The 15,916-nt window shown below is 73.3% G+C and carries 15 protein-coding genes; 7 read left to right on the top strand and 8 right to left on the bottom strand.

Annotation, left to right across the window (positions count from 1 at the left end; genetic code table 11):
* Nucleotides 1-237, top strand: coding sequence for a sulfurtransferase TusA family protein (locus EF879_RS17295; protein ID WP_123559807.1), 237 nt, complete (start codon nucleotides 1-3; stop codon nucleotides 235-237).
* An 82-nt stretch (nucleotides 238-319) separates the two neighbouring features.
* Here EF879_RS17295 and EF879_RS17300 read toward each other — a convergent pair whose 3' ends face one another.
* The 4 genes from EF879_RS17300 to EF879_RS17315 all read right to left on the bottom strand — a co-directional run bounded on the left by EF879_RS17300 (nucleotide 320) and on the right by EF879_RS17315 (nucleotide 3,776).
* Entirely contained in the window at nucleotides 320-1,294 is a 975-nt protein-coding gene (locus EF879_RS17300) for a carbohydrate kinase family protein (protein WP_123559809.1), read from the bottom strand.
* 336 nt (nucleotides 1,295-1,630) lie between these two features.
* Nucleotides 1,631-1,999 (bottom strand): iron-sulfur cluster insertion protein ErpA, encoded by a 369-nt coding sequence (gene erpA / locus EF879_RS17305; protein WP_123559811.1) that lies wholly within the window; start codon nucleotides 1,997-1,999, stop codon nucleotides 1,631-1,633.
* A gap of 50 nt (nucleotides 2,000-2,049) precedes the next feature.
* Nucleotides 2,050-2,526, bottom strand: a complete 477-nt coding sequence (locus tag EF879_RS17310) for a MarR family transcriptional regulator (RefSeq protein WP_233604532.1) — start codon at nucleotides 2,524-2,526, stop codon at nucleotides 2,050-2,052.
* A 110-nt stretch (nucleotides 2,527-2,636) separates the two neighbouring features.
* Entirely contained in the window at nucleotides 2,637-3,776 is a 1,140-nt protein-coding gene (locus EF879_RS17315; RefSeq protein ID WP_123559813.1) for a glycerate kinase, read from the bottom strand.
* A gap of 69 nt (nucleotides 3,777-3,845) precedes the next feature.
* Between EF879_RS17315 and nadA the strand changes: the two genes are divergently transcribed.
* The 3 genes from nadA to EF879_RS17330 all read left to right on the top strand — a co-directional run bounded on the left by nadA (nucleotide 3,846) and on the right by EF879_RS17330 (nucleotide 7,362).
* Nucleotides 3,846-5,015, top strand: coding sequence for a quinolinate synthase NadA (gene nadA / locus EF879_RS17320; RefSeq protein ID WP_123560034.1), 1,170 nt, complete (start codon nucleotides 3,846-3,848; stop codon nucleotides 5,013-5,015).
* A gap of 250 nt (nucleotides 5,016-5,265) precedes the next feature.
* Nucleotides 5,266-6,621: a UDP-N-acetylglucosamine 1-carboxyvinyltransferase gene (gene murA / locus EF879_RS17325; protein ID WP_123559815.1), complete on the top strand. Its 1,356-nt coding sequence runs from the start codon at nucleotides 5,266-5,268 to the stop codon at nucleotides 6,619-6,621.
* A 135-nt stretch (nucleotides 6,622-6,756) separates the two neighbouring features.
* The gene (locus tag EF879_RS17330) at nucleotides 6,757-7,362 is read left to right on the top strand and encodes a DUF3043 domain-containing protein (RefSeq protein WP_123559817.1); all 606 of its coding nucleotides are present in this window, start codon (nucleotides 6,757-6,759) and stop codon (nucleotides 7,360-7,362) included.
* Between the two features lie 101 nt (nucleotides 7,363-7,463).
* Here the strand turns inward: EF879_RS17330 and EF879_RS17335 are convergent, their stop codons facing one another.
* Both EF879_RS17335 and EF879_RS17340 read right to left on the bottom strand, forming a co-directional pair.
* On the bottom strand, nucleotides 7,464-7,772 hold the full coding sequence (locus tag EF879_RS17335; protein ID WP_123559819.1) for an AzlD domain-containing protein: 309 nt from the start codon (nucleotides 7,770-7,772) through the stop codon (nucleotides 7,464-7,466).
* Nucleotides 7,766-8,452 (bottom strand): AzlC family ABC transporter permease, encoded by a 687-nt coding sequence (locus EF879_RS17340; protein WP_199736474.1) that lies wholly within the window; start codon nucleotides 8,450-8,452, stop codon nucleotides 7,766-7,768. The genes EF879_RS17335 and EF879_RS17340 overlap by 7 nt, the downstream gene beginning before the upstream one ends.
* 55 nt (nucleotides 8,453-8,507) lie before the next feature.
* On the opposite strand from EF879_RS17340, the gene EF879_RS17345 reads away from it, so the two are divergent.
* The 3 genes from EF879_RS17345 to EF879_RS17355 all read left to right on the top strand — a co-directional run bounded on the left by EF879_RS17345 (nucleotide 8,508) and on the right by EF879_RS17355 (nucleotide 14,788).
* Nucleotides 8,508-9,077: a helix-turn-helix domain-containing protein gene (locus tag EF879_RS17345; protein ID WP_199736475.1), complete on the top strand. Its 570-nt coding sequence runs from the start codon at nucleotides 8,508-8,510 to the stop codon at nucleotides 9,075-9,077.
* 2,523 nt (nucleotides 9,078-11,600) lie between these two features.
* Entirely contained in the window at nucleotides 11,601-13,727 is a 2,127-nt protein-coding gene (locus tag EF879_RS28635; RefSeq protein WP_123560038.1) for a WG repeat-containing protein, read from the top strand.
* A gap of 62 nt (nucleotides 13,728-13,789) precedes the next feature.
* A complete protein-coding gene (locus EF879_RS17355; protein WP_123559823.1) occupies nucleotides 13,790-14,788 on the top strand; it encodes an aldo/keto reductase family protein in 999 nt (332 codons plus the stop codon).
* 69 nt (nucleotides 14,789-14,857) lie between these two features.
* Here the strand turns inward: EF879_RS17355 and EF879_RS17360 are convergent, their stop codons facing one another.
* Together EF879_RS17360 and EF879_RS17365 are read right to left on the bottom strand one after the other, a co-directional pair.
* Nucleotides 14,858-15,655, bottom strand: coding sequence for a site-2 protease family protein (locus EF879_RS17360; protein WP_123559825.1), 798 nt, complete (start codon nucleotides 15,653-15,655; stop codon nucleotides 14,858-14,860).
* A 6-nt stretch (nucleotides 15,656-15,661) separates the two neighbouring features.
* On the bottom strand, nucleotides 15,662-15,862 hold the full coding sequence (locus EF879_RS17365; protein WP_123559827.1) for a hypothetical protein: 201 nt from the start codon (nucleotides 15,860-15,862) through the stop codon (nucleotides 15,662-15,664).
* Nucleotides 15,863-15,916 lie beyond the last annotated feature (54 nt).

A 15,916-nucleotide genomic window follows, 5' to 3' on the forward strand; every position in this document is an offset into this window, starting at 1 on the left:
GTGGGGACGCCGCCGGACGAGGTCGTCGACTGCCTCGGTCAGCGCTGCCCGCTGCCCGTGATCGCGGCGGCCCGCCGGCTGGTCGCGCTACCGGTCGGGGCGGTGCTCCGGGTCCTCGCCGACGACCCGGCGGCCGCCGTCGACATTCCGGCGTGGTGTCGGATGCGGGGCCAGGAACTGGTCGCCACCTCGACGGTGGACGGCTCTCCCGCGTACGACATCCGCCGCGTGCACTGAGCCGACGCGGCCGGGCACGGCCGGCCGGCGACGGCTGGAGGTCCCCGGCCCGGCGCGGCGCCCGGCCGGACACCACGGCCGCTCAGCTCAGGTGTGGCCGGACCTCCTCGGCGGCCTCGTCGCCGTACGACTCGGCGAGGCGCTTCACGAAGAGGTCGGCGCGGACCTCGTACTCCTGGGTGCCGACGGTCTCCAGGACCAGGGTGGCGAGGAGCGAGCCGACCTGGGCGGCCCGTTCCAGGCTGAGCCCCCACGAGATGGCGGCGAAGAAACCGGCCCGGAAGCCGTCCCCGACCCCGGTCGGCTCGGCGACCTGCAACTCGCGGGCGATCGGCACCCGGAAGGGCGCGACATCGCGGCCGGCGATCTCCACGCCGTCCTTGCCGAGGGTCGTCACCCGAACCTTCACCCGTTCCAACAACTGCTCGTCGGTCAGGCCGACCTTGCTCTGGAGCAGCGACTTCTCGTACTCGTTGGTCAGCAGGTAGTCGGCGCCGTCGATCAGGCTGATCACGTCCTTCCCGTCCATCCGGGCGAGTTGCTGGGACGGGTCGGCGGCGAACGGGTACCCCCGCTGCCGGCACTCCTCCGAGTGCCGAAGCATGGCGTCGGGGTCGTTGGCGCTGACCACGACGAGGTCCAGCCCACCGACCCGGGCGGCCACCGGGGCGAGTTCGATGTTGCGGGCCTCGCTCATCGCGCCGGCGTAGAACGAGGCGATCTGACACATCTCGATGTCGGTTGTGCAGACGAACCGCGCCGTGTGGGCAACCTCGCTGACGTGCACCGAGTCGCAGTCGACGCCGTGCCGCTCCAGCCACGACCGGTAGTCCTCGAAGTCGGTGCCGACGGCGCCGACCAGGATCGGACGCAGCCCGAGCTGGGCCATCCCGAAGGCGATGTTCGCGGCCACCCCACCCCGCCGGAGCACCAGCTCGTCGACGAGGAAGGAGAGCGAGACCTTGTGCAACTGGTCGGCGATGAGTTGATCGGCGAACCGGCCCGGGAAGTGCATCAGGTGGTCGGTCGCGATCGAGCCCGTAACGGCGATCTTCATGTCGGCCCTCAGAGTCGGGAGATGGAACCGCGGCCGGGTCAGCCTACCGGTCGGCTTCCTCGGTGTCCCCGATCGATCGGATACCAGCCACCGGAGTGTCACCCGAATGTCACCAAATGGTCGACACAGCGCACCGGGAGAGCAGCCGAATACGCCCGGAGGGGTCGGGTCCGCCCCGGGAAATCGCCGGAGATGCGTGACGGGCAGGAAGTACCCACGAAGAGAAAAACGGGCCGCCCGGCGCGCGGAGGGCGAGACGGCGTGGCGTCGCGCCACCCCCGCGCGGGACGGCCCGCTCAGGCAAGGACTGTCCGGTCCACCCGGTCGGAGTGCCGGTCAGTGGAACGAATCACCACACGCGCAGGAGTTCTGCGCGTTCGGGTTGTCGATGGTGAAGCCCTGGGCGTCGATCCGGTCGGCGAAGTCGATGGTGGCGCCGGTCAGGTAGGGGGCGCTCATCCGGTCGACGACCACCTCGACCCCGTTGAACTCGTTGACGATGTCGCCGTCGAGCGAACGCTCGTCGAAGAAGAGCTGGTACCGCAGGCCGGAGCACCCGCCCGGCTGTACGGCGACCCGCAACCGCAGGTCGTCCCGGCCTTCCTGTTCGAGCAGGGCCTTCACCTTCTGCGCCGCGGCGTCGGTAAGGACGACGGTGCTCGGGGTGGTTGCCGCGGTCGACTCGGTCTGCGCTGGCGTTGTCACGTGAAAGTCTCCCCTGCGCCGGTGCGATGTTTATCCGTAAGGAGCCAACGCTAGTCGGTTGGCCGGTGATTCCCGATCTGGGTTCTCTCTGATTGTAGGCGGGTACGAGCCTGGTCACCCGGGCTCGAACGGACTGCGACGAGCGCCGGAGCCGCCGGACGGAGGCTCTGCGCGAGAAGCGCCCGCTGCGTGGGACGTGCCTCCGCGTGGCGCGCCCGCCCCGCCTCGGTCAGCGTGACGAAGACCCCACGCCGGTCCTGCTCACACAGGACCCGGCAGGCGAGCCCGCCTCGCTCCAGCCGGGCCACCGCCCGGCTGAGGGCGCTCTGGCTGAGGTGTACGACGTCGGCCAGCTCCTGCATCCGGAGCCTGTGCTCCGGCGCCTCGGCCAGCCGGTCGAGGACCTCGAACTCGCTCATGCCGAGGCCGTGCCGCTCCTGGAGCCCTCGCTCGAGGGCGCAGGAGGTCGCCGCGAAGCGGCTGGCCAACTCCCGCCACGCGCTGGCGAGCGCCTGGTCCTCGGACACGCCGCGATGCTAGCAGATGCACGGTCAATAACTGCATGGTCATTATTTGCACGTGCATGCAAGGAGGGCTGTCCCTCCCCCGCGTGCGACCCCTCCCGCGGGCGTGTGACTCAGCGGCTCCACTGCCGGGCCAGCCGGTTGGCCAGGGCACGCAGCCCCTCGGCCGGGCGGCTCATCGCCCGCTCGACGCCACCGTGCGGTTCCCCGCCGAAGTGGTCGACCAGGCTGTGCGCCTCGGTCACCCCCACCGCGGCCGCCTCCCGGCGTCCGGCGCTGACCCGCCCGGCCAGCACCACGCAGGGCAGGCCACGGTCCCGGGCCGCGCCCGCCACCCCGGCCACCACCTTGCCGCGCAGCGACTGGTGGTCGAACGACCCCTCCCCGGTGATCACCAGGTCGGCCCGATCGAGCGCCGCCTCCAGCCCGGTCAGTCGGGTCACCAGCGCGATTCCCGACTCGCACCGGCCACCGAGGGCCAGTACGGCGGCGCCGAGGCCGCCGGCCGCCCCCGCCCCCGGCAATCCGGCCAACCCGGGCGGGCAGCCGGGCAGGTCCCGCTCCAACACCTCGGCGAAGCGTGCCAGTGCGGCGTCGAGCAGCAGCACGTCCTCCCGCGAGGCGCCCTTCTGCGGGCCGAAGACGTTCGAGGCGCCGGTCGGCCCGGTCAGCGGGTTGTCCACGTCCGTCGCCGCGACCAGCTCCATGGCCCGGGTCTGCGGCAGCCCGACCAGCCCGGCGACCGCGGCCAGGGCGGCGCCACCGTACGGGAGGGCACGGCCGGTCACGTCCACCGGTACGGCGTTCAACGCGGTCAGCATCCCCGCTCCCCCGTCGTTCACCGCCGAGCCGCCCAGCCCGATCACCACCCGCCGGGCACCACACTCGGCGGCGGTCGCGATCAGCGCGCCCAGCCCGTACGAGGTGGTCCGCTTCGGGTCCCGCTCCTCCGGAGCCACCAGGTGCAGCCCGCAGGCCTGGGCGCTCTCGACGTACGCGGTCATCCCGTCGTCGGTCAGCAGGATCTCGCCGTCGACCGGCCGGCCGAGCGGGTCGACGGTCGGCACCGGTATCCGGCGCCCGGAGATCGCGGTGGCGAGCACCTCGAGGAACCCCGGCCCGCCGTCGGCGAGCGGCCGGACCTCCAGTTCGTCGTCGGGCGCCACCTCCCGCCAGCCCTCGACCACCGCGGCGGCCACCTCGGGCGCGGAGAGGGTACCGGCGAACTTGTCCGGACAGATCAGGATTCGCATGGTCGGCAAGTGTGACAGCCCACATCCGTACCGGTCGAAAGCAGGCTCCGCTGTGCCACCATGGAGATCGTGACTTCGACGTGGGTAGAGCCGTCCAGCACCGCGACCGCCCTGCTGCTCCTGGGCCGAGGGGCCGACCCGTCCAGCGAGCGCGGCGTGGACTGTCCGGGGGAGCTGCCCCCGCCGAGTGACCCGAGCCTGGTCGCCCGGGCCGCGGCGGCCAAGGCAGCGCTGGGTGACCGGGTCTTCATCCTCGGCCACCACTACCAGCGGGACGAGGTGATCCAGTTCGCCGACGTGACCGGCGACTCGTTCAAGCTCGCCCGCGAGGCCGCCGCCCGGCCGGACGCCGAGTACATCGTCTTCTGCGGCGTGCACTTCATGGCCGAGAGCGCGGACATCCTCACCAGCGACGCGCAGCGGGTGGTCCTGCCCGATCTGGCGGCCGGCTGCTCGATGGCGGACATGGCGGCGCTGTCCCAGGTCGAGGCGGCCTGGGAGACCCTGACCGAGCTGGACCTCGCCGGCTCGACGGTCCCGGTGACGTACATGAACTCCTCGGCCGACATCAAGGGCTTCGTCGGGCGCAACGGCGGCGTGGTCTGCACCTCGTCCAACGCCGAGCGGGCGCTGCGCTGGGCGTTCGAACGCGGCCAGCGGATCCTCTTCCTCCCCGACCAGCACCTGGGTCGCAACACGGCGGTGCTGAAGCTGGGGCTGGACCTGGACGACTGCGTCCTCTACGACCCGCACAAGCCCGACGGCGGACTCACCCCGGACCAGCTCCGCAGGGCACGGATGATCCTGTGGCGGGGGCACTGCTCGGTGCACGGGCGGTTCACCCGGAGCAGCGTGGACGAGATCCGGGCGCGGGTCCCCGGGGTGACCGTGCTGGTCCACCCGGAGTGCCGGCACGAGGTGGTGACGGCCGCCGACCTCGTCGGCTCGACCGAGTACATCATCAACACCATCACGTCGGCCCCGGCCGGCTCGGCCTGGGCCGTCGGTACCGAGCTCAACCTGGTCCGTCGGCTCGCCCACGCCCACCCGGACAAGCAGATCATGTTCCTGGACCGGACCGTCTGCTACTGCTCGACGATGAACCGGATCGACCTGCCGCACCTGGTCTGGGCGCTGGAGGAGCTGGTCGCCGGCCGGGTTCCGAACCAGATCACCGTCGATCCGGACACCGCACGCCACGCGCGGGCGGCGCTGGACCAGATGCTCGCGCTGCCCTGACCCGTCCGTAACGCACAGTGTCGATCAAGGCGGGATTCCTGCCTCCGTCCCCGTTTCGCGCCATCCGTACGCCCGGGACGGCTGCCGTCTCCGTGACCGAGCGCTATGCTGCCGGGGCCGCGACAGACCCATGCCGCGACAGGGCATTGCCGGGCCGGCACGGCCGCACGCCGCGGGCGGCGGTGTCGACCGGGTGGCTCACCCTCGCTGGCAGCTCGAATAGAGCAGCATCGACCCGCTGGAGGTTGCGTTGACCGACGACGTCCTGGTCGTACACGGAGGTACCCCCCTGAACGGGCAGATCCGGGTGCGTGGCGCGAAGAATCTCGTCTCCAAGGCGATGGTCGCCGCCCTGCTCGGCGACGGGCCGAGTCGGCTCTTCGACGTCCCGCGAATTCGCGACGTCGAGGTGGTCCGGGGTTTGCTCGAACTGCACGGCGTCAAGGTCACCGACGGCGAGGAAGACGGTGAGCTGATCTTCGATCCGGCGAACGTCGAGAGCGCGAGCACGGACGAGATCAACGTCCACGCCGGGTCGAGCCGCATTCCGATCCTGTTCTGCGGCCCGCTGCTGCACCGGCTCGGGCACGCCTTCATCCCGGACCTCGGCGGCTGCCACATCGGGCCGCGGCCGATCGACTTCCACATCCAGGCGCTCCGGCAGTTCGGCGCGATCATCGACAAGCGGCCCGAGGGGATGCACCTCACCGCGCCGAGCGGACTGCACGGGACGAAGTTCGAGCTGCCGTACCCGAGCGTCGGGGCGACCGAACAGGTGCTGCTGACCGCGGTGTTGGCCGAGGGGGTCACCGAGCTGCGCAACGCGGCCGTGGAACCCGAGATCATCGACCTGATCTGCGTTCTGCAGAAGATGGGCGCGATCATCAAGGTGCACACCGACCGGGTGATCGAGATCCAGGGCGTGACCCGGCTCGGCGGCTACACCCACCGGCCGATCCCGGACCGGATCGAGGCGGCGAGCTGGGCGGCCGCCGCGCTGGCCACCGGCGGCCGGGTCGAGGTGCTCGGCGCCGAGCAGGCGGCGATGATGACCTTCCTCAACGTCTTCCGCTCCGTCGGCGGGGCGTACGAGGTCACCGACACCCGGCCGCCGCGGGTGGACCACCCGGGTCAGGAGGGCGGCATCCGGTTCTGGCACCCGGGTGAGGAGCTGCGGGCGGTGGCACTGGAGACCGACGTACACCCGGGCTTCATGACCGACTGGCAGCAGCCGCTGGTGGTGGCGCTCACCCAGGCCCGGGGCCTGTCGATCGTGCACGAGACCGTCTACGAGCAGCGGCTTGGCTACACCGAGGCGCTGAACAAGATGGGTGCCACCATCCAGGTCTACCGGGACTGCCTCGGCGGTACGCCGTGTCGGTTCGGCCGGCGCAACTTCACGCACTCGGCGGTGATCGCCGGCCCGGCCAAGCTGCACGGCGCCGACCTGGTGATCCCGGACCTGCGGGCCGGGTTCAGCCACCTGATCGCCGCGCTGGCCGCCGAGGGCACCTCCCGGGTCTACGGCGTGAACCTGATCAACCGCGGCTACGAGGACTTCGAGGCCAAGCTCACCGCGCTCGGCGCACACATCGAGCGCCCGTAACACCCGTCGAGCGCCGTAAGGTCACGGACGTCGCCCCGGGCCCCGCCGACCGCCGCGCAGTGCGGTCGGCGGGGCCCGGCCGCGTACCGGCACCGGAGGTGCGGGGCGCGCAACCGGTTGGCTACCCTTCAACCCGTGCCGTCGCTCTTCCGCCGTAAGTCCGTCGACCTCGTCGAGGAGGCTCCCGCCGAGGCGACCTCCACCACGCCCACCACCAAGCGTCCGCGGGGCTACACCCCCAGTAAGAAGGAGCTCGGGGTCCAGACCCCGAAGCGGCCGACGGTGGGGCGGCGGCCCGCCGGCGGCGGCCGGCCGCTCACCAAGCAGGAGCTGCGGGAGAAGCGCCGGCAGCTGCGCGCCGAGGCGGCGGCCGAGTTCCGGCGCGAGGGCGGCCCCCGGGACCGGGCCCCGGAGCGGAGACTGGCCCGGGATGTGGTGGACTCCCGGCGTACGGTCGGCACCTGGTTCTTCGGCGGGGCGCTGGTCGTCCTGGTCGGCTCGGCCCAGACCATGCCGCCGGTGGTCCGGCTCGCCTCGAACCTGCTCTGGGGGCTGCTCGCCGTCGCCCTCGTGATCGACTCGGTGCTGATCTCCCGCCGGATCCGGAAGCTGGTCCGGGAGCGGTTCCCCAACACCGACCAGCGGATGAGTTCGCTCTACCTCTACGCGATCATGCGGTCGATCACCTTCCGGCGGTTGCGCGCCCCGGTGCCGCGGGTCAACCTCGGTGACAAGATCTGAGTCCACCCCGCCCGCCGGGCCGAGCGGAGTCCGCGGCGCCCGTCGAGCCGAGTCCGCAACCGGCCCTCGGAGTCCGCGCTGCCCGCCTGGGTACCCGCCGGTCAGGGCACCCCGAGGAGGCGCAGCAGTGCCGCCGTACCGGCGGCGGCGACCACGACCACCACGAACGGCGCCCTCCGCCAGGCCAACACGGCGCCGACCAGCACGCCGACCGGCCGGGCGACGCCGGCGAACGCCCCGGCCTCGGTCAGCGCGGCCGTGGCCGCCAGGGCCGCGAGCAGGGTGGCGGCGGCCATCGGCAGTAGCCGGCTCACCTCGTCGGGGAGGACCAGCCGGTCCCGCAGCACCACCCCGGCGAGCCGGAAGGCGTACGTGCCGAGGGCGAGGGCCAGGATCACCGCGATCAGCATGCCGGCTCCCGACGTGGCCGGGGCAGCAGGAGTACGCCGAGACCGGCCAGGGCCAGCAGCACCGGCAGGCCGGCCGGCAACAGCGGGGTGGCCACCAGGGCGACCGCCGCCCCGACGAGCGCCACCCGTCGGGTCTCCGCCGACCGCAGGGACGGCAGCAGCAACGCGAGCAGGCCGGCCGGGAAGGCGGCGTCCACCCCGAGGCGGGTGGGGTCGCCGACCCGGGTGGCGAGCAGCACCCCGAGCACGGTGCCGATGTTCCAGGCGAGGAAGATCGGGATGCCGGTGAGCCAGAACACCCGGCGCCGCCCGGCCGGGTCGGGCTGGGCGAGGGCGAACGCCGTGGACTCGTCGGTCATGAGATGGCTGCCGAGCAGCCGGTCACGCCACCGTTGTCCGAGGGTGTCGCCGAGGGCCAGCCCGAACGGCAGGTGCCGCGCGTTGAGCAACAGCCCGGCGAAGACCGCCGCCAGCGGACTGCCCGCGGCGATCAGGCCGACGGCCATGAACTGTGACCCGCCGGCGAATACCAGGGTGGACATGGCGACGATCGCCGGGATCGGCAGCCCGGCGGCGAGCGCGACCGCGCCGAAGGAGGCGCCCACCACGCCGCACGCCAACGCGATCGCGGCCGCGTCGCGCAGCACTCCGACGGCCCTTGTTCTTTCTGCCGAACGCATAGGTCAGGATGATGAACACCCCAGGAAGTGTTCGTCAAGTCGAACGGATTGTCCGATGGATCGAACGACCAGACCGGAAGGCTCCCCGGTGGCCGCCATCGCCGCCGCGCTCCGCCGAGAACGGGAACGCGCCGGGCTCTCGCTCGGGGAGCTGGCACGCCGGGCCGGAATCGCCAAGTCGACCCTGTCCCAACTGGAAGCGGGCAACGGCAACCCCAGCGTGGAGACGGTCTGGGCGCTCGGCGTCGCCCTCGGCGTACCGTTCAGCCGGCTGGTGGAACAGGCGACGGCGAGGGTGCGGGTCGTCCGGGCGGGCGAGGGACCGCGGATCCGCTCCCAACAGGCCGACTTCGTCGGCACCCTGCTCACCGCGGGCGTTCCGCAGGCGCGACGGGACATCTACCTCATCGAACTGGAGCCGGGCATGGCCCGGGAGGCCGAACCGCACATCCCCGGCAGCGTCGAGCACCTGGTGGTGGGCGCGGGCCGGCTCCGCACCGGACCGGCGACCGAGCCGGTCGAGCTGGGTCCCGGTGACTACGTCACCTTCCCCGGGGACGTCCCGCACCGGTACGAGGCGCTCTCCCCCGGCACCTTCGCCGTCCTGGTGATGGAGCATCCCTGAGTCACGTGGCGCCGCATCGGCCGCGGGACGAGACACCACACCCGGGGCGAGAGCGGGTCGACCCGAAACCAGCCACAGTAGACGGTAACGGGGTGGGCGGCGTCGTCCCACCCCGCTCGGTGGCGGCGGAACCGACCTCGCCGAGTCGATCCCCCCGAGGCGGGGCGGCGGCTCCACCGACACCGTCCGCCACGGCGAGCAGGACCACACCGGAGGACGCCGGAGACGGTATTGGCGAAGGCGGCGACGCGGGTAGCTTGCCGGTAGGTAGAGTACCGACGAGACCCTGATCCGGTTATGGCAGTAAATGTCCGGAACGACGTCACGATGTTTCGGCTGATGGGTGGTGGCACAGTGGCGGTGACTGAGCCCACGCCGTTACCCTCCTTCCGCGACCACGCTGCCTCGAACCGGGTAACCCTGCCCGGTGCACCCGGCTGCCCAGCGAGAAATTTCGACGAGGTGACACCCCGTGAGTGAGCGACGCGAGCCGGCTTTCCCGGCCGCGTTGCGCGCGGCCCGGCACGCCGGTCCCAGCCCCCACGGCGGTGTCCGCCCCGGCGGCCACCCCGCCGCCGGAGGCAGCGAGGCGGGCTCATGAGCGAGCGGTACCCACACCGGTGGGGTGAGTCCGCCGAACCGTCCTGGGTGGTCGAGCCGACCGCGGAGTGGCAGCCGCAGTTTCCCGGCCAGCGGTACCCCGGCGACATCGGACACCAGCGGCGTCGACCGCGGCCCGGCGGACGGGGGCCCCTGGCGATCGGACGGGCCAGCGTGCCACCGCCGACCGATGAGCCCGGGCCGCCCGCCAGATCCTCCGCACCGCGCCGCCCCGACGGTCCACCCCGGCGGAGCGGCACGCCGGTCCGCCGGCCCGCCGGCGCCGGGAGCTGGCAGGACAACCCGGACGACTGGTACGACGGCCCGGACGACCGGTACGACGACGCCGGAGGCCGGGTGTACGGCCCACACGACGTCCCGGGGGAGTGGGACGACGCGCCGGACTGGGACCGGCCGTCGAACGGCCGGATCCGGCCTCCGGCCGACCGCCGCACGCGGGGTCCGGTACCGGGCGGCCGGGAGGAACGCTGGGGTCCGGGCGGCGACCCGGTCCGCCGCCGCGACGTCGACGGAGCCGATTCCGGCCGGGGCCGGCTCGACCCCGCTCCCCGTCCGCCCGTGGACGAACGGATCCGAGGCGACCGGCGACCAGGACCGGCACCCGAGCCTCCCGGCCGGCTGCCGCCCGAGCGGCGCGGCCGGTGGCTGACCCCGGCGGACGAGACGCAGCCGCTGCCCGACCGCCGACCCGGCCCGGCCGAGCGTCGCCCGGGGCCCGCGGAGGGCCGAGGACGCCCCGGTGGTCGGGGACCCCAGGTCCCGGCCGCCTTCGCCGGCCCGGACGGCGCCGACGGCTGGGCACCCCGGCCGGGCGGGCGGCCAATGCGACCCGCCGACGGCGAGCTGCCACCCGGTCGCGTTCCGCCGCGTACCCGACCCGACCGGCCGGGTCCCGACCTCGTCCCGCCCGGCCGCCGACCAGCGGCCGGAGCGTCGCCCACCCCGGGCTGGCCAGGCCCGCGTGGGCCCCTACCCGGGCAGGAGCCGCCCCGGGACAGCCGTCGCTTCCCCGACCTGGGGAGCGGCCGTCCCCCCGTACGGGATCTCCGGACCGCGCCGGACCCGGCCGCCCGCTCCGGCCCGGTCGACCAGCCACCGACGCCGGCCTCATTCGGGTACGACCGCCCCGGCACCGACGTACCGCCCGGCTACGGGCGGCCCGACCGGCGCCCGGCCCCCGACGCCGAGCGGACCACGCCTCGCCCGCCGGAGCCGGACGACGTCTCCGGCCGGCGCGACCGTCCGGTCTCCCCCGGTCCGGTCGGGGCCGGTGCCGCGAGCCGTGGCGTCGCCGCCGGGCAGTCCCGACCCACGGAGCCGCCCCGCAGCGCGGAGCCGCCGCGCCCCACCGAACCGGTCGGAAAGGTCGGCCCAACCCGGCCCGAGCAGCCGTCCCGGCCGGCCGGGTCGGCCCGCCCGGTTCCGCCGTCCCGCCCGGTCTCCGGCGCACCCCAGGACGCCCCTGCCCCGCCGCCGGCCCGGCCGGCAGCGGCCGCCGGGGAGCCGGCCGAGCCGCCGCGCGCCGTGGGATGGCTCACCCCCGCACGGCAGCCCAAGCCGCCGGCGCGGCCCGCCAGCGACCAGCCCACCGGCCCCGACCAGCCAGGTAGGCGCCCGACACCGCCGCCCACCCGGGGTCTACGGCTGGAGTTCCTGCCCGCGCCGACGCCCCCACCCGGCGAACCCACGCCCGTGGTGCCGGAGACCGTTCCGCCCGGCGCGCCGACCACATCGGTCGCAGAGACCCCTGCCTCGTCGGCGGCCGTACCGCCGGCCGTCACTCCCGCCATCGAATCCACCTCGCCCGCGTCCCCTGCCGGAACCCCGACCGAGCCGGCCTCGACCGACTCCGGACCGGGCTCCGGTGGCGCGGCCGATCCAAGTGAGACACCCGTACCCTTCATGCCGACGACCGGACACGCCGCGGACCAGGCCCGACCCGGGACACTGGCCGACGCCGCCCCCACCCCACCCCCACCCGCGCAGCCCGCGGCCGGACCCGAGCCGCCCGAGAGCCCGGACGGCGGTGCCGGCACGACGACGCAACCGGCGGCCGAGCCGGCCTCCGACGTACCGGAGCCGGCGCCGAGCGGCCAGGGTGGCACCACCCGTCCCGACGCCGCCCCGCAGCCGGGCGACCCGCCGAAGACCGCCGCCGCCTCCTCCGGAGCGCCGGAGGAGGCGGCCAGCCCGCCCGCCGCACCGGGGCAGCGAGCGCCGTCGGCCGATTCCGCGGACGCGTCCGCGTCTCCGGCGGCAGCGGCGGAATCCTCCGGGGAACCGGTCCCGCCCGAGCCGGCTTCTCCGACGCCGGCCGACGCGGCACCGACCTCGCCGGCTCCGGTGGCGGCGGCACCGGCCGAGGCGGCACCGGCCGCTCCGACCTCCGGGCCACCAGCCGGCTCGGCGTCCACCGCCGAGGCCCCGGACGACACCGAGACCTCGGATCCCGACACCCCCGCCACACCGACAGCCGTGACCCCGAGTTCCGCACCCCCCGCGATGACCTCCGCCACCACACCCGTATCCGGTCCGCCCCTGGCCACCTCGCCCCCGGGTTCACCCGTCGCCGCGGCCAGCCCGGACACCGTGCTTCCGGCCGGTCCGGCCGCGGGCGCGGCGACCGCGCTCAGCGCGCCGACCATGCTCACCCCGATCGTCCGGTCCAGGGCCGAACGGAAAGCCGAGCCGGAACCGGAGGAAAGCACATCGGATTCGACGCTCCCCGACCCGGAGCAGGTGCTCGCGTCGTACCAGTGGCGCTTCCACCACGAGACACTGCGCGAGCTGGTCGAGGACCCGGACGAGCTGCGGGCGATCCGCGACCGGCTGACCGAGAAGCTCGAGTCGGCCACGGACAACGCCTCCCGGGCCCGGCTGCTGAGCCTGCGCGCGGTCGTCTCCCGCATCCTCGGCGACCTGGGCAAGGCGCTCGCCGACGGCAGGCTGGCGCTGGCGCACGCCGAGGCGACCGGCCAGTTGCGCCGGATCGCGATCGCCCAGGCGCGGTTGGCCCACGTCCTCCAGTGGCGCGGCGACTTCGCCGAGGCCGACCGCCTCTTCGCCGAGGCGAACTCGCCCGAGTTGCCGGACCGGCTCCGGGCGACGATGCACGAGCACGCGGGCCGGTCCTGCTACGACCAGGGCCGGTACATCGAGGCCTGCAACCACTTCGAGAAGGCGCTGGAGCTGCGCAAGGTCGAGGACCCGGATCTCATCGCCCGGACCGAGCTGGCGCTGGACGCGGTCTTCAACAAGGTCGCGAAGAACGGCTGGGGCCCGTACCCGCGGGACCGTGACGAGATTCTCCAGCTGCACAAGCCGCCGGTGCCGACGTTCAGCGAGAAGGTGCAGCGCTGGGGGTACGCCAAGCCGGACGGGGAGCTGGCGATCGCCCCGAGCTACGCCGACGTACAGCCGTTCCGCGACGGCGCGGCCTGGGTCCGCCGCCCGGAGACGCCGACCTGGGAGTTGATCGACGAGTCCGGCGAACTGCTCATCGACGCCTCGGCCGGGTACGTGGCCGTCAGCTCCTTCTCCGACGGCCTCGCCTGGGTCTCCCGGGACGGCACCGGCGGCTGGATCGCCATCGACAAGACCAACAAGGTGGTGATTCCGACCGGCTTCGAGGACGTCCGTCCGTTCCGGCGCGGCGTCGCCGCCGTCCGCCGGGGCGGCTGGGGTGCGGTCGACCGCACCGGGAAGATCTTCCTGCCGACCCGGTACACCGGGTTCGCCACCGCGCTGACCGACGGCCGGTACGTCGACGGCTTCACCGACGAGGGCCTCGCCATCGTCGACGCCGGCGGACGCAAGGGGGTGGTCGACAAGTCGGGCAAGGTGATCGTGCCGCCCGCCCATCCGGCCATGGTGATCCACCCGGTCGCCTTCCTGATCGGCGACGGTGCCGGCCGGTGGGGCGCGCTCGACCGCCGTGGCGAGCCGCTGATCGACGTGGTGCACCCGAGTCGGACCGACGTCATCGAGGAGATCGACCGGCTCCTGGCGGACACCCAGCCGGTGCTGTGAGCCAGGACCGGGGTCGTGCGGCTAACCTGATCCACTTCCGGTTCGCGGGCTAGGGTCGAGACATGGAATTCCGACACCTTGGCCGCTCCGGCCTGCTGGTCAGCGAGATCTCGTACGGCAACTGGCTCACCCACGGCTCCCAGATCGAGGAGGACGCCGCGCTCGCCTGCGTCCGGGCGGCGCTGGACGTCGGCATCACCACGTTCGACACCGCCGACGTGTACGCGGGCACCAAGGCCGAGGCGGTGCTCGGCCGGGCACTGAAGGGCGAGCGTCGTGAGGGTCTGGAGATCTTCACCAAGGTCTACTGGCCCACCGGCCCGGGCCGGAACGACCGTGGTCTGTCCCGCAAGCACATCATGGAGTCGATCAACGGCTCGCTGAAGCGGCTGCAGACCGACTACGTCGACCTCTACCAGGCGCACCGGTACGACTACGCCACGCCGCTGGAGGAGACGATGGAGGCCTTCGCCGACATCGTGCACTCCGGGAAGGCGCTCTACATCGGCGTGTCGGAGTGGAAGGCGGAGGAGATCCGGGCGGCGCACGCGCTCGCCAAGGAACTCAAGATCCAGCTCGTCTCGAACCAGCCGCAGTACTCGATGCTCTGGCGGGTGATCGAGGCCGAGGTCATCCCGACCAGCGCCGAACTCGGGATCGGGCAGATCGTCTTCTCCCCGATCGCGCAGGGCGTGCTGACCGGCAAGTACCTGCCCGGCCAGCAGCCGCCGGCCGGGTCGCGCGCCTCCGACGCCTCCGGCGGCGCCGCCATGATCGCCCGCTTCATGAACGACGAGGTGCTCACCACGGTGCAGCGGCTGAAGCCGCTCGCCGAACAGGCCGGCCTCAGCATGGCCCAGCTGGCGGTGGCGTGGGTCCTGCAGAACCCGAACGTCTCGTCGGCGATCATCGGTGCCTCGCGCCCGGAGCAGGTGTACGACAACGCCAAGGCCTCCGGGGTCAAGCTCGACGCCGACCTGCTCGAGGCGATCGACGAGGTCGTCGAGCCGATCGTGGAGCGGGACCCGGCCAAGACGCAGAGCCCGGTCACGCGGCCCTGACTCACTGACGCCCGCCGGCCCGGACCACCCCCCGGGCCGGCGGGCACCGGGCGGGGGCGTCGCGCGGGGTCAGCCCTGCCAGAACCGGATCAGTCGCAGTCCCGCCCCGTAGAGGTAGTCGGGGAGCCCGATCAGGTCCGCGACGGCGAAGACGCCGTCGAAGAACCAGCCGCCGAGCCGTGGGTTCCAGAGCAGCGCGAAGAGCAGGATGAACCCGAACGGCGCCATCAGGTCGTAGCCGCGCCGCCACTGCGGCGACAGCCAGGGCTGGATCACGTTGCCGCCGTCCAGCCCGGGCACCGGCAACAGGTTGAGGATGCTGGCGGTGACCTGGAGGAAGGCGAGCAGCGCGACCCCGGCCCAGAAGTCCGGCCGGGCGAGGACGTCCACGCCGATCGCGAACGGCACGACCAGGAGCACGGCGAAGATGATGTTGGTCGCCGGGCCGGCGAGGCTCACCAGCGAGTGCCGTAGCCGGCCGGGGATCTCGTGCCGGTCGACCCAGACCGCCCCGCCGGGCAGGCCGATGCCGCCGAGCAACACCACCACGACCGGCAGGATGATCGACAGCAGCGGGTGGCTGTACCTGAGCGGATTGAGGGTCAGGTAGCCGCGGTGGGCGACGCCCCGGTCACCGGCCTGGAACGCGACGACGGCGTGCGCGTACTCGTGCAGGCAGAGCGAGACCAGCCAGCCGGAGACGACGAAGAGGAAGACGTCGAACCGGACGTTGCCGTACTCGTTCCACGCCATCACCCCACTGGTCACGAAGAGCGCGACCAGGGCCAGGAAGACCGGACTGGGTCGGAACGCCGCCGCAGGGACACCGAAGACGAGTCGGTTGCGATCCCGCTGGTCGTAGCGCATCGCCGCTCACTCGGCCGCGGGCTGGAGGCTCATGCGGTACTCGACCCGGTCGTCCTCGACCAGGAGCACCGTGGCGACGCCCGCGGCGGCGAGTTCCCGCCACTTCTGGCCGATCCACGACTCGGCGTCGGCCTGGCTGCTGAACGCCTCGGCCGGCCCGCTCACCGCAGCACCCTCCGCGTTCTCGTACCGCCAGCTCCACGGCATGTCGTGTCTCCCCTCGCCGATCGTCCCGCGCCGACAAAGCCTCCGCCAGCCTAG

Source organism: Micromonospora sp. HM5-17, from assembly GCF_003762835.1.
Taxonomy (GTDB): domain Bacteria; phylum Actinomycetota; class Actinomycetes; order Mycobacteriales; family Micromonosporaceae; genus Plantactinospora.

What these genes read in the sequence shown, in the direction of transcription:
- EF879_RS17300 (WP_123559809.1), bottom strand. Translation starts at nt 1,294, where the DNA reads ATGAAGATCGCCGTTACGGGCTCGATCGCGACCGACCACCTGATGCAC.
- EF879_RS17315 (WP_123559813.1), bottom strand. Translation starts at nt 3,776, where the DNA reads ATGCGAATCCTGATCTGTCCGGACAAGTTCGCCGGTACCCTCTCCGCG.
- EF879_RS17335 (WP_123559819.1), bottom strand. Translation starts at nt 7,772, where the DNA reads ATGCTGATCGCGGTGATCCTGGCCCTCGCCCTCGGCACGTACGCCTTC.
- EF879_RS17340 (WP_199736474.1), bottom strand. Translation starts at nt 8,452, where the DNA reads ATGCGTTCGGCAGAAAGAACAAGGGCCGTCGGAGTGCTGCGCGACGCG.
- EF879_RS17345 (WP_199736475.1), top strand. Translation starts at nt 8,508, where the DNA reads ATGGATCGAACGACCAGACCGGAAGGCTCCCCGGTGGCCGCCATCGCC.
- EF879_RS28635 (WP_123560038.1), top strand. Translation starts at nt 11,601, where the DNA reads ATGCCGACGACCGGACACGCCGCGGACCAGGCCCGACCCGGGACACTG.
- EF879_RS17355 (WP_123559823.1), top strand. Translation starts at nt 13,790, where the DNA reads ATGGAATTCCGACACCTTGGCCGCTCCGGCCTGCTGGTCAGCGAGATC.
- EF879_RS17360 (WP_123559825.1), bottom strand. Translation starts at nt 15,655, where the DNA reads ATGCGCTACGACCAGCGGGATCGCAACCGACTCGTCTTCGGTGTCCCT.
- EF879_RS17365 (WP_123559827.1), bottom strand. Translation starts at nt 15,862, where the DNA reads ATGCCGTGGAGCTGGCGGTACGAGAACGCGGAGGGTGCTGCGGTGAGC.